Origin of the sequence: Flavilitoribacter nigricans DSM 23189 = NBRC 102662, assembly GCF_002646595.1 — a bacterium.
GTDB lineage: Bacteria > Bacteroidota > Bacteroidia > Chitinophagales > Saprospiraceae > Flavilitoribacter > Flavilitoribacter nigricans.
The window spans coordinates 158236-183623 of sequence record NZ_PDUD01000010.1 but is presented as its reverse complement, the minus strand read 5'-3'; the positions used below and the strand labels follow the sequence as shown (position 1 = coordinate 183623).

Below are 25388 nucleotides of genomic sequence, written 5' to 3'. Positions count from 1 at the left end.
TTTGATCTGTAGCGGTCAGTCATCAGGCCACCGGAAATACGGGTCGCAACTGATGACTGACCGACTAGAACTATCGATTTATTATTTCTCTACACTTACCAGCAGGTTAAGTTCACCCGGCAGCTCAATTTCCGTGCCGTTCTTCACCTCCGGGGTCAGTTCGAGACTTTCCGCCAGGGTTTCGGCCTGGATATAATTTCCGTACTGCCGGATGGCCGATGCTACCGCATCGTGTTGCTGTAGACGCACGTGAATGCGATCGGTCACTTCGAAATCCTTGTCCTTCCGGATATTCTGGATCCGGTTGACCAGATCGCGGGCCATGCCTTCGGCTTCCAGCTCGGGAGTGATGGTTACATCCAGCGCCACGGTGATGTCTCCGTCACTGGCTACCTGCCAGCCCGGGATGTCTTCCGTTACGATATCAAAATCTTCCAGCGTAAGATCGTAGGTAGTTCCATTGACCTCAAGTTGGAAGGAGTTCGTTTTTTCTACCTGGGTGATCGCGGCCTGATCGAGCTGGCTGATCACCTGTACGGCTCCTTTCATGTCCTTACCCAATCTCCGGCCCAGAGTCTTAAAGTTGGGTTTGGCCTTTTTCTTCACGATACCGTCCGTATCGGTCACGTATTCGATCTCCTTGATATTGACTTCCGCGAGGATCAGATCCTGTACAGCATCCACCCGTTTTTGGAAATCGGCATCCAATACCGGCAGCAGGATCTTCTGCAGCGGCTGTCGTACGCGGATGGAGTCTTTTTTCCGGAGGGAAAGCACCAGGGAAGAGATCCGCTGGGCGTAATCCATGCGCTGTTCCAGTTCTACATCGATCAGGCTCGTGTCCGCTTGCGGGAAATCGGTCAGGTGGACCGATTCGTGTTGTTCTTTCCCGGTTACACCGTTCAGGTTGCGGTAGAGCCAGTCGGTAAAGAAAGGTGCTACCGGCGCGGACAGTTTAGCGACCGTCAGCAGGCACTCGTACAGCGTCTGGTAGGCAGCGCGTTTGTCATCGCTGTAATCTCCTTTCCAGAAGCGGCGGCGGTTGAGCCGGACGTACCAGTTACTCAGGTGCTCATCCACAAAATTCATGATCTTGCGGGTAGCGGCGGTCGGCTCGTAGTTGGCGTAATCTTCGGTGACATCCCGGATCAGCGTGTGCAGCATCGAGATGATCCAGCGGTCGATCTCCGGACGTTTACCGGCCGGGATCACATCCTGGCTGTAGTCGAAACTATCCAGATTGGCGTAAAGCGCGAAAAAGGAGTACAGTTCAAATACCTTACGGAAATACCGCCGGCTGATATCGGCCACCCCTTCGCTGTCGAATTTCAGATTGTCCCAGGGGTCGGAGTTGGAGATCATGTACCAGCGGGTGGCATCAGCACCGTAGGTCGCCAGCGTCTCGAACGGATCCACGGCATTGCCCAGCCGTTTGGACATTTTCGCACCGTTCTTATCCAGTACCAGACCATTGGACACCACGTTCTTGAACGCTACGCTATCGAAAACCATCGTGCCGATCGCGTGCAGGGTGTAGAACCAACCCCGGGTTTGGTCAACGCCCTCGGCGATAAAGTCTGCCGGGTAATTGCGTTCAAATTTTTCTTTATTCTCAAACGGATAGTGCCACTGCGCGTAGGGCATGGAGCCGCTGTCGAACCAGACGTCGATCAGGTCCAGCTCCCGGTACATGGGTTCGCCGTCCGCACTCACCAGCACGATATCATCGATGTAGGGACGGTGCAGATCCGCGGGCACTTCCTGCTCCATGCCCAGTTTGGCGTTGGCCTTTTCGATCTGCTCCTGCAGATCGGCGATAGAACCAACACAGTGTTCCTGCTTGCCGTCCTTGGTTCTCCAGATCGGTAATGGGATGCCCCAGTAACGGGAACGGGAAAGGTTCCAGTCCTGCAGGTTTTCCAGCCATTTACCGAAACGTCCTTCGCCCGTAGCGGCGGGTTTCCAGTTGATGGTCTGGTTCAGTTCGTACATCCGCTCCTTCATACTGGAGGCACGTACAAACCAACTGTCCAGCGGGTAATACAGTACCGGCCGGTCCGTCCGCCAGCAGTGGGGATAGGAGTGCTCGTATTTTTCGGAAACGAAAAGTTTATTCTCTTCTTTCAGTTTGATCGCGATATCGGCATCTACCGGACGTTCTTCTTCCTGTCCGTAGTCCTTGACGTAGCGACCGGCAAAGTCGGTCACTTCCTTCACGAAGCGGCCCTGGCGATCCACCAGCGGCATGGGATTGTCCGCTTCATCCTTCACCATCAGGGGAGGGATGCCGTATTTCTGCGCTACCCGAAAGTCATCGGAACCGAAGGTTGGGGCGATGTGGACAATACCCGTACCGTCTTCGGTAGAGACGAAATCACCGAGCAATACTTTGAAGGCCGGTTTATCGGGTACCACGTAGGGTAGCAGTTGCTCGTATTCCATCCCTTCCAGGTCTTTACCCTTCACTTCCTCCACGATCTCGAGGTAGGGGATGGGTTTGTTGCCCGGTTTCATATCTTCCGGTTGGAGATCCGCATTTTGCTCGCTGAAGTAAGCCCCCATCCGGTCTTTCGCCAGGATCACCACAATGGGTTCCTGGGTGTAACGATTGAAGGTGCGCACTTTTACGTAAGTGATCTTTTCCCCAACCGCCAGCGCAGTATTCGAGGGGAGCGTCCAGGGAGTGGTCGTCCAGGCCAGGAAATATTCGTTATCCTTTCCTTTTATCTTGAACTGCGCTACCGCCGAGATATCCTTGATCATCTGGTAGGCATTCGGCATATTGAGCTCGTGACTACTCAGTCCCGTACCGGCAGCCGGCGAGAACGGCTGGATCGTAAAGCCTTTATACAGCAGGTCTTTATCGTACAACTGGCGCAGCAGCCACCAAACGGTTTCGATGTACTCATTTTCGTAGGTGATGTAGGGATTATCCAGGTCCACCCAGTAGCCCATCTTGCGGGTGATGTCATCCCACATATCCTTATAGCGCATTACCGTCTCGCGGCACTTCTGGTTGTACTCCTCTACGGAAATGGTCTTACCGATGTCCTCTTTGGTGATGCCCAGTTCTTTTTCTACGTTCAGTTCGATGGGAAGACCGTGGGTATCCCAGCCGCCTTTGCGTTCAACGCGCTGCCCCTGCATGGCGTGAAAACGGCAGAAAATATCTTTGATGGCCCGGGCCATAACGTGGTGAATACCCGGCTTTCCGTTTGCGGAAGGCGGTCCTTCGTAGAAGACAAAACTATTCTTGGGATCGCGTTGCTCAACACTGCGGTCAAACACGTTCTCCTGCTCCCAAAAGGCAAGGATCTCCCGATCGATCTCGGGTAGGTTGAAATTTTTAAATTCCTGGTACATCGGTCCGCTTTTTAAAAAACAGCTGCAAAGATAGACATAAAAAAAGCTCCGGCAAATCGCAATCTGCCGGAGCTTTTTTCTTAGGACAATAGCATCTCATCGCAGATTGCAGGGCAAGCTGGTAATAATAATGCTAATAATTATGTGCTGAAATGTTTTCATGTCCTGAATTGAACTGCAAATTTAGGCCCTTTTGCGAGAAGATGCAAGTAGACGCCGGTAATCTTCCGATAAAGTTACACCTACTGCACCATGGCCATTACCCTACTTTTTTTGACTAAAATGGCGCTTGAATCTTATATCTTCCGTTTGTATCCAAATCAGGGGCCTTAATACCGTTCAGGCTGCACCAGATCCGGACCACCCCGGTGGGCATAGTGCAGATAATCACCTTGGGGATGCGGGAGTTGTTCCCGGCATTCATCCGAACACAGATTGACCAGCATCGGAATGTAATCAGTGCCCACATAGAGCGTAATCCAGAACTGCCGGATCTCTGCGTAGGGCAGTTCCTGGCGGCAAATGCTGCAATGCACGGTATCTCCGCCGTATTCGAAGCGATGGTCTTCAAGCCCGGGAAAGGGCATCCTGTTTTTAAAATTTCCGTAAAGGGCCCGCGTACTGATCCGGCTATCAACTAATTTTTTACAATTGGTGATCTCGTACGGAAACCAATGCAGTTGGTAGGAAGTGTAGGGATCAAAATCCTGCAGGTTTTCCATTTCCCCGATCTGGGGAGGAATATATTTTAGCTTGCTACCGTATAGATCCATGACCTTAACCTCTTTTAGCTTTCCGATCGATTCGGGAAGGACCTGGATCTCCTTAAAATAATCGCGGCCAATCGCTGACCTGGGTTCGAACTTCGGTCTGCCGTCAGCAGCTACTTCTTCCACATAGTCCAGCAGTTTTTTCCAGGCATCTGAGTTTTTATTTTGGTGCCTCGGGCAGATGATCCTTTTCATGGCTTAGGGATTGGGTTATCGAATTAACTGATTTGGGTGGGAATTGGTTCCTGGGGGGAGTTGGAGAGGGGGAGATTTGGAGAGGGGGTGACCTGGGGATGGGGAGATTTGGAGATGGGGGGACTTGGAGAGGGGGAGCGAACTGGTGTTGCCGGATACGGTGATTATTACTTTAAACATGGGCTGTTTGAGAACTTGAGAGGATCGTGGTATTTAATCATGCGGCTATGTTTTAATTTTAAGAACAATGTTTGTATACTGTCCGTTTATACTTGTTATTATTTTTTAATGAGCCTTAACCTGCAAATTTTATGATAAATCTTTCTGTCCTGTTAGAAGATAGTGCCCGGAAATATCCGACCAAGGATGCTTTTGTATTTATGGATACCCATGTGAGTTTCGCCCAGGTCAACGGTGCGGCGAATCAGGTTGCGAACGGACTAAAAGCGGCCGGGATCCAAAAGGGTGACCGGGTTGCTTTGAGCTGCCTGAATGTACCTTACTTTCCCATGGTCTATTTTGGGATCCTGAAAGCCGGGGCTATTGTTGTGCCGATGAGCGTACTGCTCAAAAGGGAAGAAATCGCCTATCATCTGCAGGATTCGGGAGCCAAAGCTTACTTCTGCTTTGAAGGAACGCCGGAATTACCCATGGCCCGGGAAGGTTACGCCGGATTTGAAAAAACGGATGCTTGTGAACAGTTCTACGTCATTACGGCGGACCCCAAGGCAGCTTCGTCAATCGAAGGCACCAAGACGATGGGCATGCTCATGGCCAATCAGTCTCCGGTATTCGAAAATGTAGTTACCTCTGCGGACGACACGGCCGTTATCATTTACACCTCCGGGACTACCGGCAAACCCAAAGGGGCCGAATTATCCCACTCCAATCTGGTACACAACGCTATCCTTTCCGTCAATATCCTGGATCTGGATCCGGAGGATAAGCAACTGATCGTGCTGCCCCTGTTCCACATTTTTGCGATGACTGTACTGATGAATGCGGGATTGTACCGCGGTTCTACCAGTGTACTCCTTCCTCGCTTCGATGCGGAGCAGGTACTGGGGCTCATGGAAAAACATCGCATTTCCATTTTTGCGGGCGTACCCACCATGTACTGGGGACTGCTCAACTACGAGAATACCAAATTCGATCTGAAGGTGATTGCCGAAAGCCTAAAAACCTGCGTCTCGGGCGGGGCCGCGCTACCGGTGAATGTGTTGGAAAATTTTGAGAAAAAATTCAATGTCCCCATTTACGAAGGTTACGGCATGTCGGAAGGCTCGCCGGTAGTTACCTTTAATCAGAAAGCATTCGGTAAGAAGCCGGGCAGTGTGGGTACGCCGGTTTGGGGCGTAGAAGTAAAAATTGTGGATGCGGATGATAATGAGGTACCCGTCGGGGAAAAGGGCGAACTGGTGTATCGGGGCCACAATGTCATGAAAGGCTACTTCAATAAGCCGGAGGCCAATAAAAAAACACTGAAAAATGGCTGGTTACATTCCGGAGATGTAGCCATTAAGGATGAAGACGGTTTCTTCTTCATTGTCGACCGGACCAAAGAAATGATCATCCGTAAGGGACTGAACGTTTACCCCCGCGAAATTGAGGAGGTCATGATGCAACACGATGCCGTTTCCATGGTTGCGGTGATCGGGGTCCCCAATGACGAAGCCGGAGAGGAGATCAAAGCTTGTGTGGTGTTGCATAAAGGGCACGAGATCCCGGAAGAGGACCTGAAAGCCTGGACCAAAGAACACATAGCGGCCTACAAGTACCCGCGCATCATTGAATATATGGACGCTTTGCCGATGAGTGCGACGGGCAAGATCCTCAAGAAGGAATTGAGGTGATCCCGTAGCTTCGACTTCCCGGGGAAAATCATCGCTCCCGTCTTAAAAAATCTCAATCTCATAAATTCTCGAGGGCCTGGAGGCTTGTACATGTTGTGGTGTTACATCCAGACAGCCGCTGACGAATAAATGCTTACCGTCAGCGGAAAAGGCAAGCCCGATAGGCCGATTAAAATGCGCGGTGAGAGCATCTCCTTTTGGTAAGAGTTTGGTGCCGGACCCGGCAAAGACAGTTACCGTACCAATAGCGTCGATCTTATAGATACGATGGGTGGAAGTGCCGGCTATGTAGAGGTCACCGCGATGGTACGTGAGATAACCGGTCCAGGATAAGAAAGGAGGGAGATAATCCGGCGGAACAAATGTGGGGATTTGGGCAAATTTCGAGGTCTGGCCATCCGGAGTAATTTTAATTATCGCTCCGTTTTCCCGGTTCATGGAGGCAAAAAGATTGCCGGCGTCGTCTCCGGTGAGGCCCCGCACGCCGGGTTCGATAACAGCTACCAGATCTCCGGTGCCATCTGGTAAGATCCTGATCACTGCTCCGGTCTTGCGATCGGCTATAAAGATCTCATCTTTGGCATTAATGAAGATCCCGTCCGGTTCGGAAAGCTCCGGACCCGCGTATTCAAACATTTTCATGACGCCATTGTCATCAATTTTCAGGATCTGGCCCGCGAAAGTATGGGCCATGTAAAAATTACCCCGGCTGTCAAATGCACTGCCTCCCATCACGCCAAATAACTGATTGGGAGCAGTGAAAGATGCCGCTGCATCAAAAAAATGCACCGGTGAGGTTTCCGTGTTGCTTCCGCTCAGGTCAGCAACGATATCGTACGGACTCATGGCCAGCGTACCCTGATCACTTATGGCCAAATTTCCGGCTCCGGTTTCCAGTGAACTGGAATAGGGCTTCACCAGGTTATTTTGGGCCGGGACGAGGTCCACTTCACTGTACGCTAAGGACGGACGCCATAAACCAGGATCTTTAGGTGCCGATACGACTGCCGTCCGGTAAGACGCCCCCTCCATTATTTGATCCCCATCGGTATCGAGCATTTGCTGCTTGAGCAATTTTCCCTGCACTGGAAAAATATCGTCCGGGGCGACTTCCACGTAGTGCGCTTCGGAGAGAGATTCGAGAAAGGAAAGATCATGGGTGGCCAGTTGGTTCGATTTCAGGAGGTATATGCGGTACAATTCGATAGGACTGGTATTGAATTGCTTGGTGAAATTTACTTCGATGTCGGACGCATTTCCCTGGTTGTCATTATCCCTCATCGATATATCCCTAACGGGTTCGAGATCCATCTTCTGGGCATCGTTTTCCTTTTGACAGGAAGTAGAGACGATGAGTAGTAGAGCAATGGTGAGTAGATAATGAGTTTTCCCGGTTCGGGCGTGTATGAAGTGCATAGTGGCCTTTTAATTTTTAGAGTGTAAACAGCAAAACCCACGCTCACCCCACCAGCATAGCCGCACCAAAGACCCCCGCACTATCCCCCAGTTTCGGCTTTAAAAACTTCGTATCCAAACGATTGTTGAAAACAAATTCCTTCACGCTTTCTACTCCTTCCGTGTAGAGCAGGTCGATATTGCCCACGCCACCGCCGAGGACGACCACATCCGGATCCACTACATTGATGATATTGGCGATGCCTTTTCCGAAGAAGTGCAACAGCCGTTGAATGGTGCGGCTGGCGATCGGATCGGAACCCTCCTGATGGCGTTGGTAGATCTCCTTGAGCGAGCGCTTCTGACCGGCCAGCACCGCGTAAAATCTTTCCAGCGATGGGCCGGCGATCACTTTTTCGGTACAGCCGACGTTGCCGCAATAACACGGACCGCCCGAACCGTCGAGGTAAGTATGCCCCCATTCCCCGCCGATACCCTGGGCTCCGGTCAGGATCTGCCCATTGATCACCAGACCGCCGCCGACACCCGTGCCCATGATCACGCCGAAAACGACGGGTGCTCCCGGCATGACATCCTGTACGATGCCCATTTTAGCTTCCGCAATCGCGAAGCAGTTGGCATCATTGGCCATTTTTACGGGAATGCCGAGTGCTGCCTCCACATCGGCGTGGAAAGGTTTATGATTGAGGCAGGTCGTATTGCTGTTTTTCATCAACCCGGTCGGCGGATCGATCGTGCCCGGGGTGGCGATCCCGATCGTTTCCGGTTGTTGGCCTACGGCTTCTCCGATCAGGTCAACCAGCCGTTTGATCTGACGGACGATATGTTCGTAACCGTGTTCCTGTTCGGTGGGAATACGTTGCCGGTGCACGACACGCCAGTTGTCATTAGCGTCCAATACCGCTCCCTCGATCTTGGTGCCACCCAGATCAATGCCCCAGATATATGCCATCTTTTCTTCTTTTTTATGGAACGGTTTAAATTTTCCTTTCGCCGAAACGCAGTGAACGGTGTTTGCCGGAATAGCTGATCGGAAATTCGGTATCCGGGCGGTACGGGGCAAATGGCAGAAGCCGGGAGCCGCCGTGCTTTGCGCGCAGCAAAAAGAGGAAAGATTAAACAACTCCTGTGTGAAAACAAATTTAAAACTCCTATTGGGAATCCCTAATAAAGCTCACTGTTTTCTTAACTTTGCCGGATATTTTGGCTTTTCAGGCTTTTGTTGAAAAGTACGTTGCAGTTGACGGTGATCAGTAGACAGCAAAACGAGTTCCGGAGATATACCGGTAAATGATCACTCAGAATCTATCCATTACTGAATACCCGTCACTGCCGATTGACTACAAGAACGATGGGAAATTCAAAGGCCAAAACGCAGGATGAGGAAATGCGTACGGCTTCGTGCTTTTTATTTGAATTGGAGACTAGTGTGGAGGAAGGCGATCACGCCATCTATCTGGCCGGGAATTTCAACGACTGGCATATCCACGACGAACGTTTTCAACTGACCCGAACCGCACCCGGGCATTTCGAACTTTGTATCCCGCTCGAAGAACTGCCGCCGGTATTGGAATACAAATACCACCGAGGTAGCTGGGATGAAGTAGAACTGGATCAGTACGGTAATGAGGTCTCCAACCGCATGGTCACTACCGAGGAAGGACATCGTCGCGATATAGTCGTGCGCTGGAAAACTTCCGGCCGCACCTACCCGCTGGAATTCCTGCCCCGCATCCAGGTGATATCCGATGCATTTGAGATCCCGCAACTGATCAAAACCCGCCGTATCGCAGCCTTGTTGCCGTACGATTACGATACTTCCGACAAGCGTTATCCGGTGCTGTACCTGCAGGACGGGCAAAACCTGTTTGATGATTACGCACCTTTCGGTAGCTGGGGAGTGGATAAGAAGCTCGCCATAATGGCCGAACGGGGCACCCACGAACTGATCATTATTGCTATCGATCACGCTGAGGATGAACGGATCGAGGAGTTTACGCCGAGTTACCGCACGCGATTGGGCGTAGGGCAGGGGAAAAAGTACGTCAGCTTTCTGGCCGATACACTTAAACCCTACGTGGATAGTCATTTTCGTACTCTGCCGGAACGGGAAAATACCGGGATCGGAGGCAGTTCGATGGGTGGATTGATCAGCATTTATGCCGGGTTGATGTATCCGAACATCTACAGCAAACTGATGATCTTCTCTCCTTCGCTCTGGGTTGCGCCGAACATTCATTTTCACGCCATACAGTTCCAGGATGTATTGCGCACCAAGGTGTATCTCTACGGAGGTGGCGCGGAAGGAGCCAACGTGATACCCAACATACAAAAACTTAAAGCGGCGCTGGAAAAGCAAGGTCAGGACCAGCGTATGCAATTTGAACTAGCCATAGACCCCAATGGGGAGCACAATGAAAAACGATGGGGGGAGGAGTTTCCACGAGCCATAGAATGGTTATATTTCGATAAAAAAAACTGAAACTCCCGAACTCCCAAAAGCCTAGATCATGACATTCGAATTTACAGCTACACCAAACCTTTCGCAAAAGGTCTCGATCATTCCTATTGCCGCCAATGATCAGTTGGAGGCGGAATTGAAAAAGATAGCCGAGATCACCGGCCTGAGCCTGGAGAGTTTTCAACAGGATTTTAAAGCGGACTACTGCGAGATCCTTCCACTTTACACCAAGGGACAAAAAGTATTTTTACTCGGATTGGGCCGGAAGGACCGAACCGTGGATATTGTACGTGCCTTTCGCACCCTGGCCCACCGGCAGAAAGAAAAACTGCCGGCAAACGTTGGCATCAGCTTTTTCCACGTACCGGATACCCCCGCCCTGCCCGTATGGGTAGAAGCCGCCGTCAACGGTTGCTATCTGGGGGGCTACCAGATGGGACGTTATAAGTCCGAGCGGAAAAATAAACCTGCGCTTTGGTCCGAAAACGCCGGCCTCACCCTGCAGGTTGCCGAAGATCAAAAAGCAGCCTGCCGGAAAGCGGCGGAAAAAGGACTGCAAATGGCGAAGACCCAATGGGATATGATGGATCTGGTAAACGCCCCGAGCAACAAAAAGATACCGGCTGATCTGGCCAACTGGGCCATGCGCTCGGGAGATAAGAACGGATTCCGGGTAGATATCATGGACATGGGCCGGATCCGTAATATTGGACTCCACGCCCTGCTGGCCGTTAATCAGGGCAGTGCCAACCCTCCAATGTTCATCGTTATGGAGTATAAGCCGGAAGAGGAATCCGAGTCATTACCCCGTATCGGCCTGGTGGGTAAGGGCGTGACCTTCGATACCGGCGGCCTGTCCATCAAGCCCTCCACCAATCTGCATTACATGAAAAGCGATATGGGGGGAGCTGCTGCCGTTTTCGGGACCATGGAAATGGCCGCCAAACTGAAGCTGCCGATACACCTCATAGGGGTGGTGCCCGCAACGGACAACAGTGTGGATGCCAAGTCGGTCAAACCCAGTGACGTGATCGATTCCTACAGCGGCAAAACCATCGAGATCATCGATACGGACGCCGAAGGCCGGTTGATCCTGGCGGACGGTATCGCCTATATTCTGCGCCATTACCAACCGGAAGTGCTGATCGATCTGGCCACCCTTACCGGTAGTACGGTGCGTACCCTGGGTTACCACGCTGCGGCTATCTTCACCAACAACGATCAACTCTATCAGCAACTGAACACTGTAGCCGAGACGACCGGAGAAATGGTCTGGCGACTGCCGCTCTGGGATGCTTACAATGATGACATCAAATCGGATGTAGCCGACGTGCGCAACTTTAGTGGAAAACCCGTTGCCGGAGCGATCGGTGCGGCTAAATTCCTGGAATTTTTCACGGAAAACCATCCGGCCTGGGCGCATCTGGATATTGCCGGAGTTGCCTTTGGCGACTCGGAATTCAGCATGCAAAAAAGTGCAACCGCTTACGGCATCCGGCTATTGATCGAATACCTGACTAAAATAAGTCCTGCTCCTGCCGATACAGAACAGGCGTGAGTTTGTATATTGGGGGAAGGATGCCGTCCGGCGGATCCGTTCCCTGACACTTCATAAATACAACCTATGACTTTTCTTTGCATCTCCTGTTACTTCAAAGGCGTCGATTTTATGCGTGCCTGCAAGGCAGCGGGCAATACCGTTTTTCTGCTGACCAATAAAAAACTGGAAGACGCCGCCTGGCCGCGGGAAGCTATTGATGAATTCTTCTACATGGAGGACGACTCCAATACCCCGGAGAATTTCGGCAAATTGGCGGGCGGCATGGCCTGGCTGTTGCGGAGCCGGACGGTAGATCGCATCGTGGCTCTGGATGATTTTGATGTGGAAAAAGCGGCCTATTTGCGGGAAGAGTTCCGGATCCCCGGTATGGGACAAACCACCGCCCGCCTGTTTCGGGATAAACTGGCTATGCGGCAGAAGGCTGCGGAGGAAGGTATCCCCGTGCCACCGTTCTCCTCCCTTTTTAACGATGAGGCCATCAACCAGTTTGCGGCCAATGTGCCGGCGCCCTGGGTGGTCAAACCGCGGGCGGAAGCTTCGGCTACGGGTATCCGTAAAGTGCACAGTGCCGAGGAACTCTGGCGGGTGATCCACGAACTTGGAGATAAAAGACATCAGTACCTGGTGGAACAGTTTAAACCCGGCAACGTCTACCATGCCGATGCCCTTTCGGTAGACGGGAAGGTTATTTTCTGCCGGGTTTCCCGCTATCTGGATACGCCATTTGAGGTAGCCCACGGCGGAGGGATCTTCCGTTCCCATACCGTACCCTTCGGCGGGGATGATGACCGCGCGCTCAAGATCCTTAATACCAAGGTAATGGAGGCTTTCGGCATGCGCTTCAGTGCTTCCCATACCGAATACATCAAGTCAAACGAAGATGGCAAATTTTATTTTCTGGAAACGTCCTCCCGGGTAGGCGGGGCGCACCTGGCCGAAATGGTGGAGGCTTCCTCCGGGATCAACCTCTGGGCGGAATGGGCCAAGATAGAAACCGCCATGGCGACGGAATCGGCCTACCAGTTGCCGCTGGTCCGGGAGGATTATGCGGGTATCATCGTGTCTTTATCGCGGTTCGAATGGCCGGACCTTTCGGTATTCGACGATGCGGAGATCGTCTGGCGGATGAATAAAAAGCACCACGTGGGACTGATCGTGCGCGCGGAAACCCGGGAACGGGTGCTCGAACTGCTGGATAAATACGCGCAGCGGATCTTTAATGATTTCCACGCCAGCGCGCCGGCACCGGATAAACCGACGCATTAAAGTCGAACTGAGCCAAAAAAGGAACATGAATCAACCCGAATTTTATAAAAAGCGGTGTATGACCTAAGAGAGGTCGAAACCAGCATTTCGACTATTTTTCTACGAATGTTTAACCGCTACGAGGTTATTTTTGAGTCCTGAAAAAAATCAGGATGAACTCATGTTTTTTTATTCGATAAGATCGGACGTTTAGTAAGCCCGTTCGTTCTTTCCTTCCATGTAATTGACGAAGGCCTTGTTGACTACCTTATTCCCGCCGGAAGTGGGGTAGTTGCCGGAGAAATCCCATTTTATCTTCAGTGCTATGCCCTTCCCCGATCTGATCTCAATCATACAGCTACAAATATTACAGGGCTACGCCCTTATCCATGTCAGCGGCGTAGCTGCGAAGATATCTGTAGATCAGTAAGGGGTTTCATATTGAAGGGCGTAGCCCAGGCCATGTATTAATCACATAATGTCCGTTTCCCTATTCTATTTACTGGACGCAGCTTAAAATACTAAAGTCGAACTAAGGCCGGACAACGCAAAAAAGAAAGGTGCACCCTGAGCTAAATTGATTGGGATGCACCTTTTTATATTCGATAGGATCGGACTATTAGTAAGCCCGTTCGTTCTTTCCTTCCATGTAATTGACGAAGGCCTTGTTGACTACCTTATTCCCGCCGGGAGTGGGGTAGTTGCCGGAGAAATCCCATTTTATCTTCAGGGCTATGCCCTTCCCCGATCTGATCTCAATCATACAGCTACAAATATTAAAGGGCTACGCCCTTATCGATGTCAGCGGCGTAGCTGCGAAGATATCTGTAGATCAGTAAGGGGTTTCATATTGAAGGGCGTAGCCGTGGCCATGTATTAATCACAGAATGTCCGTTTTCCCATTCTATTTACTGGACGCAACATAAAATGCTAAAGTCGAACTAAGGTCGGACAACGCAAAAAAGAAAGGTGCACCCTGAGCTAAATTGATCGGTATGCACCTTTTTTATATTCGATAAGATCGGACGTTTAGTAAGCCCGTTCGTTCTTTCCTTCCATGTAATTGACGAAAGCCTTGTTGACTACCTTATTCCCGCCGGGAGTGGGGTAGTTGCCGGAGAAATACCAGTCCCCGTTGTTGTTGGGGCAAGCCTCCTGCAGGCCGTCGATGGTCTGGTAGATCACTTCTACTTTCGGTTTGATGTCGTCCGGAGAGATGATCTGGGCGATCTTCTGCGAAACACATTCGTAAGAGAACTCATTGTACAGGGAGGCTACCGCATTGGTGATCTGCTCCTTGGGCAGATTTTCCATCTGCTTACAGCGCTCGTAGGCTTCCTGCAGCAGGTTTTCTTTCCCGTTTTCCTTCAGAAGCTCGACCAGGGCCCGGAAAGCGACAAATTCTCCCATTTTCGACATGTCAATGCCGTAGCAGTCCGGAAAGCGGATCTGCGGAGCGGAAGAAACGATCACGATCTTTTTGGGGCGCAGGCGGGATACGATCCGGATGATACTGTCGCGCATGGTCGTACCGCGAACAATAGAGTCGTCCATCAGTACGAGGGTATCCCGTTCGTTTTCCACAATACCGTAGGTCACGTCGTATACGTGGGAAACCATCGCTCCCCGGGAGGTAGTATCGGCGATGAAAGTACGCTGCTTGGCGTCCTTGACCACCAGTTTTTCCACCCGTGGCTTCAGGGAAAGGATCTTTTCCAGTTTTTTGCTGTTCAGTTCCTTTTCCGTCAGATTGACGATCTTCTCTTTTTTGATGTCGTCCAGCCGGCGCTCGATGCCCTGGATCATCCCCAGAAAGGCCGTTTCCGCCGTATTGGGAATAAAGGAGAATACCGTTCTGTCGAAATCGTAATCCACGGCTTCCAGTACTTTGTCGGCCAACAGTTCCCCCAGTTTCTTTCTTTCCAGATAGATATCGCGATCGGTACCGCGGGAAAAGTAGATCCGCTCGAATGAGCAGGCGGCGCGCGGTTTGGGATCGATAAAAGGTTTTTCGGATACCTGTCCGTCCCGCTTCACGATGAAAGCGTGGCCGGGTTTGAGTTCCGAAACCTTGCTGTGGTGAACGTCCAGTACGGTCTGAATGGCCGGTCGTTCGGAGGCCACCACTGCGATCTCATCGTCGTAGTAGTAGAATGCCGGACGGATCCCGTTCGGGTCCCGCAGAACGAAAGCGTCACCGTGGCCGATCAGTCCGGCCATCACGTAACCTCCGTCGAATTTCTTACTGGCCCGTCTCAACAGACGTTGTACGTCCAGGTTTTTAAAGATCAGATCGTTGATCTCGTTATTGGTGTAGCCGTCCGGTTTGAACCAGGTGTGCAGGCGTTGTACCTCATCGTCCAGAAAGTGGCCGATCTTTTCCAGTACCGTTACCGTATCCGATTTCTCCTTCGGCGACTGACCCAGTTCCACCAGTTCGTCAAACAATTCGTCAACATTGGTCAGGTTGAAGTTCCCGGCCAGGATGAGGTTCCGGCTTACCCAGTTGTTTTGCCGCAGAAAGGGGTGGCAGGTCTCGATGACGTTTTCGCCGTGGGTGCCGTAGCGCAGGTGTCCGAGCAGCAATTCGCCGGTATAGGGCAAATTGGCTTTCAGATAGTGCGGATCGTTCAGCTTTTCGGGCGGCAGATCCTTAAAGCGACGGTACACCCCATCAAACAGGTCGGACATATAGTTGGGCGCATTGCTTCGGCGCCGGCTGATATATTTAGTACCCGGTTCGGCGCCGATCTTGATCGTTGCCATACCGGCACCGTCCTGACCGCGGTTCCGCTGCTTCTGCATCAACAGCTTCAGCTTGTTGAGTCCGTACAGGGAGGTACCGTACTTTTCCTGGTAATATTCTAATGGTTTTAGCAAGCGGATCAGTGCAATTCCGCATTCGTGCTTGATAGCATCACTCATGGATATGCTGACGTTTAATTGTTTGCGTCTAAAAATTACGCTGCCGGACAGCGCAGAATGACCGTTTTATCGGCATTTTTTCAGGTCAGTTGTACGGGAATGGAGGTGGATTCTGCAATAAAGACGCAAAGGTAAACCATTCATAACGCTTTTGCTATATTCAGGCAATAATTTTGCGGTACCGGTGGCCTGAATATCTGGTCCCGAAACCGACCTAATAAAACTTGTTGTAAATATGAATTGGATCAAAATTTGCCTATTACTGATCTTTGCCGGAACGGCTACCGGGCTTTCTGCCCAGAAAAACAAGGATGTCGAGACTGTAAAATCCATCTTGCTGCGGCAGGCGGATGACTGGAACCGAGGAGATATCGACGCCTTCATGGTCGGCTACTGGACTTCGGAAAAATTACAGTTTATCGGCGGAAATGGGGTGACTTACGGCTGGCAGAATACGCTGGAACGCTACAAGCGGGTCTATCCCGATCAGGCGGCTATGGGGAAACTTAAGTTCGATATCCTGGAGGTCCAGCAACTGAGCAAAAAAGTGATCATGCTTACCGGAAAATATACCCTCACCCGCGAAAACGACCAGCCAACCGGCCATTTTCTACTGGTGTGGCGAAAGATCAAAGGTGACTGGGTCATTGTAGCGGATCATTCCTCCTCGGCTTCGTAGCACAACATGGCTGCACCGAGAACGGCAATATTGGGATGCTGTGAGATGCGCAGTTGGAGGGATTCGATCACCTTTGGATAAGCAAAGGTCTTTAATCGATCCTGTAGGCTTTGTGCAAAAAATGGATAAGCTTTGCTCACGGAGCCGCCCATGACGATCACTTCCGGATCGTAGGTGTATAGGATAGCCATGACGGCACTGGCCAGATGGTAGCCGAAGTCTTTGAACAGGCTCAGAGCCGTGGCGTCCCCGCGCATGGCCCGCTCCGCTACCGCGGCACCGTCGGTACCGTGGATGTTGGCGAAATACTGGCCGCTGGCGTAATATTCCAGATGATGATCGAGATAGGGGAGCATGCCAAATTCTCCGGCACCGCAGTGCCGCCCGGTATACAGCCGGCCGTTGATGATGATACCGCCGGCAATGCCCGTACCTACGATGAGGCCAACCACATTGTCAAAATCTTTCGCTTCCCCGAAATGCTTTTCTCCCAGAGCGAAGCAGTTGGCGTCATTGTTGACGGCGACCGGGCACTCAAATTGAGCCTCCAGAATAGCCTTGAGCGGGACCTCTTTCCAAGACGGAATGTTTTGAACATCGTATACGATTCCCTGTTCAACATCTACGATACTGGGAACTCCGATGCCGATAGCGGAAACGTCCGGCGACCAGACCCTCTGGATGACCTCGATCATATCCTGCAGGACCTGATCGGCGGTGCCCTGCGCCTGGATCAGTTTGCGTTCACTTTGCAGGATCTCAGTGCCCCGTAGCCGGGTGGCTTCCACTTTGGTGCCGCCCAGGTCAACTCCGATTATTGTATTTTCTTTATCCATATTTTCAAGATGCGGCCAGAAGTTACTATTCTTGAAATAAATATCTAAAAGCTTCCATGCAAAAATTAATTTATTGCCTGCTGTTTGTCGCTTTTTGCCAACTGCACCTGTCTGCACAATCTAAGCTGATGCGGGTACCCGAAGTGCTCGCTTTGCCGGTTGCACCGGCCGATGCCGTGATCAGTTACGGACCCGATTCGCTGCAATTCGGTGAATTGCGCCTGCCTTCGGCCCGGAATCAGCCTTTTCCCGTGGTGGTGATCATTCACGGCGGATGCTGGCTGTCCGCTTACGACCTGCACCTGATGGATGCGATGGCCACTTCGCTGACCGAAGCGGGATATGCTACCTGGAATCTGGAATACCGCCGGGTCGGAGATCGGGAAGGCGCCTGGCCCAATACTTTTCTGGATGTGGCCAAGGGTGTCAATTACCTCCGGGAAATTGCCGATGAATACCAACTGGACCTGGATCACGTAGTGGTGACCGGACACTCCGCCGGCGGGCACCTCGCTCTCTGGCTCGGAGCGCAGGATCAGCTACCGGCCGGCAGTGAACTGAAAACTGGTGATCCGTTGCCCCTTTCCGGAGTGGTCAGTCTGGCCGGCATTGTAGACCCGGCCGGCTATCTAGTGCGCGAAGGCCAAAGCTGCGGGACCAGTGTGGACGAACTCATCGGTGGTTTACCGGAAAATATGCCGGAACGTTACCGGCAGGCATCGCCCTTGCAGATGGCTCCGCTCGGCGTCCGTCAGGTCCTGGTCAGCGGCATGGAAGATCCGATTGTCCCGCTCACCCACCTACAGCCGTATTTTGAGCAGGCCCGGGCCAAAGGTGATCGCGTTAAGATCGTCAAAGTGAAAAACGCCGGCCATTTTGAAGTGATCGCTCCGGGGAGTGTCGCCTGGCCGAAGATCGAAAAAGCGATCCGTAAGCTGAGCCGAAAAACGGCAAACTAGACCGGATCGTTTCCCGTTTGGGTAGTTGCCGGAGGCTGGTGTGGATTTGGTAATTTTCCTGCATCCATCAAAAACCGTTACCGATTGGTCTATTTATTTCGTGTGCTGATCCCCAAAAGGAGCAAGTTTGGATACCAAAACTAAAACTGTAGCGCATGAAGAACCTGTCCACATTATTACTATTACTGGTCACTGTCGGAGAATTATTTGGTCAAAGCGCAGCCGAGCGCATGGGCACTTACCTCCAATTGCTCACGGACGCAGAGCAATTCAGCGGTAGCGTGCTGGTGGCCCGCGGCGATCAGGTCCTGTTTTCCAAGGGATTCGGGGAGGCCGCCATCGAATATGGCGTACCTATAACGCCCACTACCAAATTCAGGATCGGATCGATCACCAAGCAATTCACAGCAATGGCCGTCATGAAATTGGTGGAAGAGGGCAAAATTGACCTGGAAGCTCCCATCGTGGATTATCTGGCGGATTATCCCGAAGAAATCGGTAAAAAAGTAAGCATTCATCATCTGCTTACGCACAGTTCGGGAATTCCCAGCTATACCGGCATGGCGGAGATCATGAAACACCGGGGCAGCATGGAAGAAGCACCCGAAGATTTTATTAAAAACTTCTGGGATAAGGAACTGGAGTTCAAACCGGGTTCCGAGTTCAAATACAACAATTCGGGCTACTACCTGCTCGGCATGATCATTGAGAAAGTGAGCGGTGTACCCTACGATGAATATCTGAAGCAAAATATCTTCGATCCGCTGGGCATGAAAAATTCCGGCTTCGAACACTACCGGGACGTTATTCCCAATATGGCCGAAGGCTACGCGGCGGTGGGCGATTATCCGGAAAAAGCCGGAAACATCGTTACGGATATGGCCGGCGCGGCCGGCGCCCTCTATTCCACAACGGAGGATCTGTTGCGCTGGCACCGTGCGCTATTGGAGAAAAAGATCGTTTCCGAAGCGGCTTACGAAAAAATATTCACCCCCTTTTTGAATAACTATGGGTTCGGCTGGACCATAGAGGAACGCTCCGGTAAAACGGTGTATTCGCACAGCGGTGGGATCGACGGTTTCCGTTCTATGGGTATCCTGATGCCGGAAGAAAAACTATCCGTTATCGTACTCGCCAACCTGGAATCGGCCAACAGCACCCGGGTGGCTCAGGATATGGCCAAAATGTATCTGGGCGAAGAGGTCGAAATGCCCAAAGAGTTGGAAGTTGTAGAGGTCGGACCCGAAATACTCGAAAAGTACGCGGGTACTTACAATCTATTCCCCGGCTTTGACATTGAGATCGAACCAAACGGGGATCATTTGCTGATCCATCCGACCAACCAGAACGTTTCCCCTGTTTTTCCGGAAAGTGAGACGATCTTCTTTTCAAAGATCGTAAATGCCAAACTGGAATTTGTGGTTAATGATGAAGGGGTAGTGAATGAAGTGATCCTGCATCAGAATGGTTCCCACCCGGGCAAGCGGATAGAATAAGCAGCTGCCGCATCATTCAATAAAGCGAAAAATATTATTGACCGAATAAACGCTTAAAAGGCGCATTGCATCGTTTCTGTTTTATGCACTGTCATGGAAAATAAAACGGTAATGAAGCGATGCGCCTTTACTCTGTTTCTACTGATCATTGTTGCCGGAAAACTTTCCGCCCAACAATTTAATCCGGAATTTGCCGGTCATTATACGGACTATAATGGCATGCCGCTGACCAGTCTGGAATTGAAAACGGACGGGACGTTCAGCCTAAGCACGGTAGATCCGGTTTTCTTTTACCAATACGGGAAATATGTCACTCAGGGAAACTGGGTGAGCAATGGGGATGAAGTAATCCTCAATCCGGAACTCCGGGAGCGGAAAATTGAAACGACCTTTGAGTCTGCGGAGCTAAAAGACCAGGATTCCATTACCCTCCGGATCGATTATCTGCTGCAGACCTACGAAGCGGAAGTCTTACAATCGAGCGAATCCTTCGAGTTTGATCAACTCACCGTCTACATCAATAAAAAACGGAATTACCATCACCTGGTCAGGCATGAAAAAAGACGGAACTGTGCTTTTGCGCCGAGGATAAAAAATCAGGTAGTGGTTAAGGAGAACAACGAAGTTCGGATACCCGCCCAGGAAGTCACACAGATCGGCTTCATGACTTACGGTTTTGAGGATATCAAATGGTTCCCGGTCGAACCGGAAGGGGCCAACTATTTTTCCCTGTCTATTGTCCATCCCGTCGATACGGAGCGAATGCCGCGCAGTCGGGAAGTGATCATCAAAGGCCGCCGCGCCTATTTTTACCAGCATCGTGGAAAAGTCAACACTTCCTGGCTGGCTGCACCCCTGATAAAAAAGAAAAAGGTTGCGGACGGGACTTAGCATTATCTCATCCCAAAATCAATATGAAAATGATCATCGTGCCGCAGGATAATGCGGTTGCGGGTATAGGGCAGGTCCCGGATCTTCTTCCCCGCTTCCGTGGCGAATAGGGGCGGGCGTAGAACGGGATCAAAGATCACCTTTTCAATTGTTAGGCCGTTTTCCGCTGCCGCTTCTTTAAGCGCCAGGATGATCACGCCCAGACTTTGGTAATCGATTGCCGTATTTGCGTTCAGGTTTCCAGCATCATCGAACTCCAGGCCGTAGCCCCACAGGTTGAACAGATGGTGGGTTTGGTAAGGCCGGCCGTTCCGCAAAAGCGGAGTCAGTATATCTACACTCAGGCCGTTCCGGTGCGTGCGGTGGGGATGAAAAACCCCGCCATCCGGTAGTCCGGTTTCCCCGATCACAAAAGTCGTTTCCGGTACCTTTTCGGTACTGGCGGCAAAAGCATCCAGTACCGTTTTTCGGACCCGTTCGTGAACGTAAGTACGCCCAAACAAATATCCCGGAAAAGAGTAGGTGGTGAAATTCGCACCCCGGAAAGGCAGTCGCTTGGCACCTTCTATCCAGCCATCCCTCACGGAGCCATGCGCCAGGCTTGGCCGCGAACGCTCCGCCAGCAGCAACAGATTGGGGAACAGGTACAAGAGAACAATCAGACCCAGACCGGCCCACAGCAGGTAGCGGGAAACCGGTTGCGTTTTTTGATAGACCCAGCCGATAGCCAGGAAGATCAATAACCAGTAGGGAAATACTATAAGATCCCGCCAGGGAGACGGTATCCATTGACCGATAGGGTAGACCAGTGCCTGCTGAATGCCCTCCACAATTCTTGGGGCGTCCCGGGAAGCGTACTTGGCAAATTGCGGTTTACTGGTCAGGTAGTCTGCAAAGACCGGCAGGCCGAAATACAGCAGGGCGATTACCAGCGCCAGCAGATAGGGAAAATATTTTTTGAGTCGGGTCATATTTATTACATGGTCGTTTGGGGATCAGCAATTGACGGAGTCAGGACTCTCAGGGTGAAAAATACGCCTTTGTTCCCATTTATGCTGAGGGGCATATTACTAATCAAACTCCGGCAATTCGGGCTAACTCGATCCGATCCGGGCTAACGGCACTAGGATCTATAGAAAAATCCTGGTGCCGCCAGCTTTCGTTCGGGGATTTAGTACCTCCAGGACGTCAGATCCGCACCGCTGGGTGCCCGCTCCGCTACCGATGCGGTCCATTTTGGAATGAACATCCGGTGGTAACGTAGGCGGGAAATGGCGTTGGGTTGGGTCTGATCCCCGTTCCAGCAATGTTCCGCCCGGTCTCCGTAATCCACTTCACCGTCATAATACGGATCAGTAGTGGCTTCCAGCATGGCCTCCGTCAAATAGACGGCATTGTTGAGGTAATAGTTGTCCATATCGCCGCAGTAGATGGCGATCTTTCCTTTTAGGTCAGGACCAATCGTCGCCCAATCTCTTTTCATAATATAAGCCAGATCGTAGTTCTCCCGCCAGTATTCGGCCACCTCCGGATCGATCACTCCCGTTTTTTTATCCCAGATCCGCTGTGGGTAGCCGTCGGATCCCACCGGCGAATAAACCGCTTCCCAGATATCGAATTGCTGTCCGGAGCGACTTTTGGTACCCAGTACCAGTTCCCGGTAATTCATATCCTTGACGGTAGCGTCCACGAAACCCAGCGAGTCGCGGTGGCCGGGCCGCTCGTTGCGCTTGAACTGGCTGTCCAGGAAATAGGCATTTTTATCTTTGTACAGATTGATCAGGCAATAGGCCCGGAAATCGATCGGGTCCGGACAGGCCGCATAACAGCCGTTGTATTCTTTGGGATACTTAACCTGTACCGCCAGGGCTTCCCAGCCACCGGTAGAACCTCCGTAGGTAAACCGGGCCCAGCCCTCGCCGATACCGCGAAACTGCTCTTCAATGTAGGGGATCAGTTCGTAGGTAATTGCATCTCCGTACGGGCCCAGATTTTCGGAATTTACCGCGTAGGAATCATCGTAGAACGGATTGGCGTGCTGGACCTCAATGGCGATCACCCGGGGGAAATCGGGGCCGGTCCACATTTTATAAAAATCGTAGGCTTCCTGCTGCACAACGTGGTTGTAGCATTCGACCCCAAAGCGGGCGCTGAAAACGCAGGGCTCCGAAGTATCCGGTGGAGTGGTGCGCCAACCGCCGAAGTCAGCGGGGAAGTGTCCGTGGAAAATGGCCAATGGGTACTTCGCATCGGGATGGTAATCCCAGCCTTCGGGGAGCAGGACGTGGGCGCCCAGATACATATCGCGCCCCCAGAAATCGCTGAGCAGTTCGCTCCGGATCTTGATGTGTTTCACGTACTCGGTATCCTCGGGCGTTTTGATCGGCGGGATCTCCTGATCCAGCGTGATGGTGAAGGTCTCGTCGTCGGACGGATCAAAACTGATCTTCTGCGGGGTGCTGTACAGATTGCCCGGTGCCCGGTTCCACTGCTGGCCTTCGCCCCGGTCCATCGGCATTTTTACGGTATGGCCGTCCGCTCGTTCGAAGGTTTCGTACTTATGCAGCAGTGCCTGCACGTAATATTCCCCGGCGGGAATATCCTGCATGCTTTCGATCGGATAGCCAAAGGCTTCCGTAGCAAAATCCAGGCTCGCTCCGGCGGCCCAGCCCTCCACATCCATTCCGTAGGCAAGCTGCGTTTGCAGTCCGTCCGATATCTGGAAGCGCGGTTCGGCCTCTTCATTGGTAGAGAGCATGAGAATAAGCCGCCCGTCGTAAGTCGTATCCTGTCCGGTGTCCGGTAAGGCAATACTGAAGCCGGGGCCCGACCCCGGTTGATCCGTATTTTCCTGACAGCCCGCCAGCAATACGGAAAAGGCCAAAAGGCAAGAGAAGATTCTTTGACTGGTCATGTATAAGGGTTTGGTAAAATGAATTGTAGTATGGTCCTTATGCTTTCATGGTCTTTCACTTTTACGGTAAAGCTAGGGGCGTTCCACGCTATACCGCCGGCTATCCTTGATACTGAGGATCTTTCCCGGCAGGGTTTTTTCCTGTAGTTGGCCTTCGTCTACCAGAAAGGTCCCATTGACGATTACGGAGCGAATGCCTTCCGGATACTGATGCGGTTCGAAAAAGGTGGCTTTATCCTTGATCTGGTCCGGATCGAAAATAGTGATATCGGCCTTATAGCCTTCGCGGAGCAGGCCCCGGTCCCTGAAGCCCATGAACTGGGCCGGAAGACTGGTGGCCGATCGAATGGCGTGCTCCACGCTGATCACCCCTCTTTCTTTAGCGTACCAGGCAATTTTCCTGGGAAAGGTTCCGTAAAAGCGGGCGTGCACCGGGTTAAACGGTACCCCGAGTCCGGCGTCGGATGCGGTGATCACCCAGGGCTGGCGGGCGAAGATCTCGATATCCTGTTCGGACATGGAGAAGCCGCGGAGCCGACCGCCGCCCCGCTGTTGCGGGTCCCCCTTCATCTGGAGGTGAATAGCGGTTTCCAGGAGCGAAAGGTCCTGTTCTTTGGCGATATCAGCAATGGACTTACCGATATAGGATTCGATGGGAAATTCGAAAACGACAATATTTTCCGGTCCGCCCCGGCGTTCGATCTCCCGTAATACATCCATTTCAAATTGTTGGTACAATCCCGGATCAGCCAGGGTCTGCTCCAGCGCGTCGCGATAGGTAGTCGCGTTTTTCGCATTATCCAGGTCAACGGCCCAGCGGGGGATCAGGGTTGTCCGCCCGTCGGTACCGGAAGTGTTGTAGGGGTACTGGTCGGCCCAAACCTCCACGCCCCGTGCCCGGGCGCGTTCCACGAGGTTCACGATGGCAGTGCTGGCGCCCCAGATATCGGCGCCCTTGACCTTGATGTGGGTGGCGCAGGACGGTACGCCCGTTGCTTCCGCCACCTTGATGACTTCGGTGATGTTGTCGATGGCGTTGCCGGGGCTCTGCCCGTCGCGACTGGGGAGATACCACATCGGATCGGATCCCGAAAAGCGTTCGTGTACAATGTAGATGCCGCCGTAGGCTTTCAGTGTGCTGACCAGTTCGATCACCTCCTCCGTATTGCTCCAGCGGCCCGGCGTATATTCCAGACCGGCCGAGAGGCCATAAGCGCCGTCTTCCAGTCCTTCCCGGATCATATTTTTCATTTTTTCGATCTCCGCCGGAGTGGCGAGGCGCTCGAAGTCGCTACCCATGGCACGGGAACGGATGGAGTTGTGGCCCACCAGAAGCGCTACGTTCGGACCGATACCGCCGCTTTCCATAGCGCGTTTTTGTTCGGCGATGGAGCCCGGACTGCGACCGTCGTGATTCACCACCAGGGTGGTCACTCCCTGCATGACCATATTATGCGCAGCGCGCAGCATGGGGTCATCGGAGCGCAGATTATTGCGGCCGTGGGTATCATCGGCGTGGGAATGAATATCGATAAAGCCGGGACAGACAATCTGTCCGTCGGCATCGATGACCTTTTTGGCATCTCTGCTTTTGATGGTGCCGATCCGGACGATCCGATCGTCTTTAATGGCTACGTCCCCGTAGAACCAGGGATTGCCGGTGCCGTCAATGATCCGACCGTTAATGATCAGAATATCGAATGCTTCGTTTTGCGCGGTGGTCTTTCCCGCAGACAGAAAACTCAATAAGGCTATGAAGAGCAATAGCTTTTTCAGCATTGGTTCGTTGTTTATACTTTGGTTGATGGAAATTTTGGATGCAGG

19 protein-coding genes are annotated in these 25388 nt (G+C 52.0%); 8 read left to right on the top strand and 11 right to left on the bottom strand.

Annotation, left to right across the window (positions count from 1 at the left end; all coding sequences use genetic code 11):
- Nucleotides 1–81 precede the first annotated feature (81 nt).
- A complete protein-coding gene (ileS, locus tag CRP01_RS06950) occupies nt 82–3363 on the bottom strand; it encodes an isoleucine--tRNA ligase (protein ID WP_099149295.1) in 3282 nt (1093 codons plus the stop codon).
- 329 nt (nt 3364–3692) lie between these two features.
- The gene (locus CRP01_RS06945; protein WP_099149294.1) at nt 3693–4328 is read right to left on the bottom strand and encodes a hypothetical protein; all 636 of its coding nucleotides are present in this window, start codon (nt 4326–4328) and stop codon (nt 3693–3695) included.
- Nucleotides 4329–4639: 311 nt separating this feature from the next.
- On the opposite strand from CRP01_RS06945, the gene CRP01_RS06935 reads away from it, so the two are divergent.
- Complete coding sequence (locus CRP01_RS06935) at nt 4640–6181, top strand: long-chain-fatty-acid--CoA ligase (protein ID WP_099149292.1); 1542 nt, start codon at nt 4640–4642, stop codon at nt 6179–6181.
- 42 nt (nt 6182–6223) lie between these two features.
- On the opposite strand, the gene CRP01_RS06930 is transcribed toward CRP01_RS06935, so the two are convergent.
- Nucleotides 6224–7597, bottom strand: coding sequence for an NHL repeat-containing protein (locus CRP01_RS06930; protein WP_099149291.1), 1374 nt, complete (start codon nt 7595–7597; stop codon nt 6224–6226).
- Nucleotides 7598–7640: 43 nt separating this feature from the next.
- On the bottom strand, nt 7641–8549 hold the full coding sequence (locus tag CRP01_RS06925; RefSeq protein ID WP_099149290.1) for an ROK family protein: 909 nt from the start codon (nt 8547–8549) through the stop codon (nt 7641–7643).
- 399 nt (nt 8550–8948) lie between these two features.
- Here CRP01_RS06925 and CRP01_RS06920 point away from each other — a divergent pair, with 399 nt between their 5' ends.
- The 3 genes from CRP01_RS06920 to CRP01_RS06910 all read left to right on the top strand — a co-directional run bounded on the left by CRP01_RS06920 (nt 8949) and on the right by CRP01_RS06910 (nt 12885).
- Nucleotides 8949–10079 (top strand): alpha/beta hydrolase, encoded by a 1131-nt coding sequence (locus CRP01_RS06920; protein WP_233752639.1) that lies wholly within the window; start codon nt 8949–8951, stop codon nt 10077–10079.
- Nucleotides 10080–10107: 28 nt separating this feature from the next.
- Nucleotides 10108–11616 (top strand): leucyl aminopeptidase family protein, encoded by a 1509-nt coding sequence (locus CRP01_RS06915; protein WP_099149289.1) that lies wholly within the window; start codon nt 10108–10110, stop codon nt 11614–11616.
- A gap of 66 nt (nt 11617–11682) precedes the next feature.
- Nucleotides 11683–12885: an ATP-grasp domain-containing protein gene (locus tag CRP01_RS06910; protein ID WP_099149288.1), complete on the top strand. Its 1203-nt coding sequence runs from the start codon at nt 11683–11685 to the stop codon at nt 12883–12885.
- Between the two features lie 189 nt (nt 12886–13074).
- On the opposite strand, the gene CRP01_RS42165 is transcribed toward CRP01_RS06910, so the two are convergent.
- From CRP01_RS42165 to CRP01_RS06905, 3 genes are all read right to left on the bottom strand, one after another.
- Entirely contained in the window at nt 13075–13218 is a 144-nt protein-coding gene (locus CRP01_RS42165; protein WP_170110264.1) for a hypothetical protein, read from the bottom strand.
- A gap of 265 nt (nt 13219–13483) precedes the next feature.
- On the bottom strand, nt 13484–13627 hold the full coding sequence (locus CRP01_RS42160; RefSeq protein ID WP_170110263.1) for a hypothetical protein: 144 nt from the start codon (nt 13625–13627) through the stop codon (nt 13484–13486).
- A gap of 266 nt (nt 13628–13893) precedes the next feature.
- Complete coding sequence (locus CRP01_RS06905; protein ID WP_099149287.1) at nt 13894–15789, bottom strand: amidophosphoribosyltransferase; 1896 nt, start codon at nt 15787–15789, stop codon at nt 13894–13896.
- A gap of 235 nt (nt 15790–16024) precedes the next feature.
- Between CRP01_RS06905 and CRP01_RS06900 the strand changes: the two genes are divergently transcribed.
- Complete coding sequence (locus CRP01_RS06900; protein ID WP_099149286.1) at nt 16025–16468, top strand: YybH family protein; 444 nt, start codon at nt 16025–16027, stop codon at nt 16466–16468.
- Here CRP01_RS06900 and CRP01_RS06895 read toward each other — a convergent pair.
- Complete coding sequence (locus CRP01_RS06895; protein ID WP_099149285.1) at nt 16447–17304, bottom strand: ROK family protein; 858 nt, start codon at nt 17302–17304, stop codon at nt 16447–16449. The two genes, CRP01_RS06900 and CRP01_RS06895, sit on opposite strands and share 22 nt — an antisense overlap.
- 56 nt (nt 17305–17360) lie before the next feature.
- Here CRP01_RS06895 and CRP01_RS06890 point away from each other — a divergent pair, with 56 nt between their 5' ends.
- The 3 genes from CRP01_RS06890 (at nt 17361) to CRP01_RS06880 (ending at nt 20650) form a co-directional block, all read left to right on the top strand.
- Nucleotides 17361–18263: an alpha/beta hydrolase family protein gene (locus tag CRP01_RS06890; protein WP_222845669.1), complete on the top strand. Its 903-nt coding sequence runs from the start codon at nt 17361–17363 to the stop codon at nt 18261–18263.
- Between the two features lie 155 nt (nt 18264–18418).
- On the top strand, nt 18419–19759 hold the full coding sequence (locus CRP01_RS06885) for a serine hydrolase (RefSeq protein ID WP_099149284.1): 1341 nt from the start codon (nt 18419–18421) through the stop codon (nt 19757–19759).
- A 111-nt stretch (nt 19760–19870) separates the two neighbouring features.
- Nucleotides 19871–20650, top strand: coding sequence for a copper resistance protein NlpE (locus CRP01_RS06880; RefSeq protein ID WP_143473299.1), 780 nt, complete (start codon nt 19871–19873; stop codon nt 20648–20650).
- 2 nt (nt 20651–20652) lie between these two features.
- Here the strand turns inward: CRP01_RS06880 and CRP01_RS06875 are convergent, their stop codons facing one another.
- The 3 genes from CRP01_RS06875 to CRP01_RS06865 all read right to left on the bottom strand — a co-directional run bounded on the left by CRP01_RS06875 (nt 20653) and on the right by CRP01_RS06865 (nt 25343).
- Entirely contained in the window at nt 20653–21621 is a 969-nt protein-coding gene (locus tag CRP01_RS06875; protein WP_099149282.1) for a penicillin-insensitive murein endopeptidase, read from the bottom strand.
- Nucleotides 21622–21821: 200 nt separating this feature from the next.
- Nucleotides 21822–23564 carry a hypothetical protein gene (locus CRP01_RS06870; RefSeq protein WP_099149281.1) on the bottom strand — a complete coding sequence of 581 codons (1743 nt, stop codon included), beginning with the start codon at nt 23562–23564 and terminating at the stop codon, nt 21822–21824.
- Nucleotides 23565–23636: 72 nt separating this feature from the next.
- A complete protein-coding gene (locus tag CRP01_RS06865) occupies nt 23637–25343 on the bottom strand; it encodes an N-acyl-D-amino-acid deacylase family protein (protein WP_099149280.1) in 1707 nt (568 codons plus the stop codon).
- Between the last annotated feature and the right edge of the window lie 45 nt (nt 25344–25388).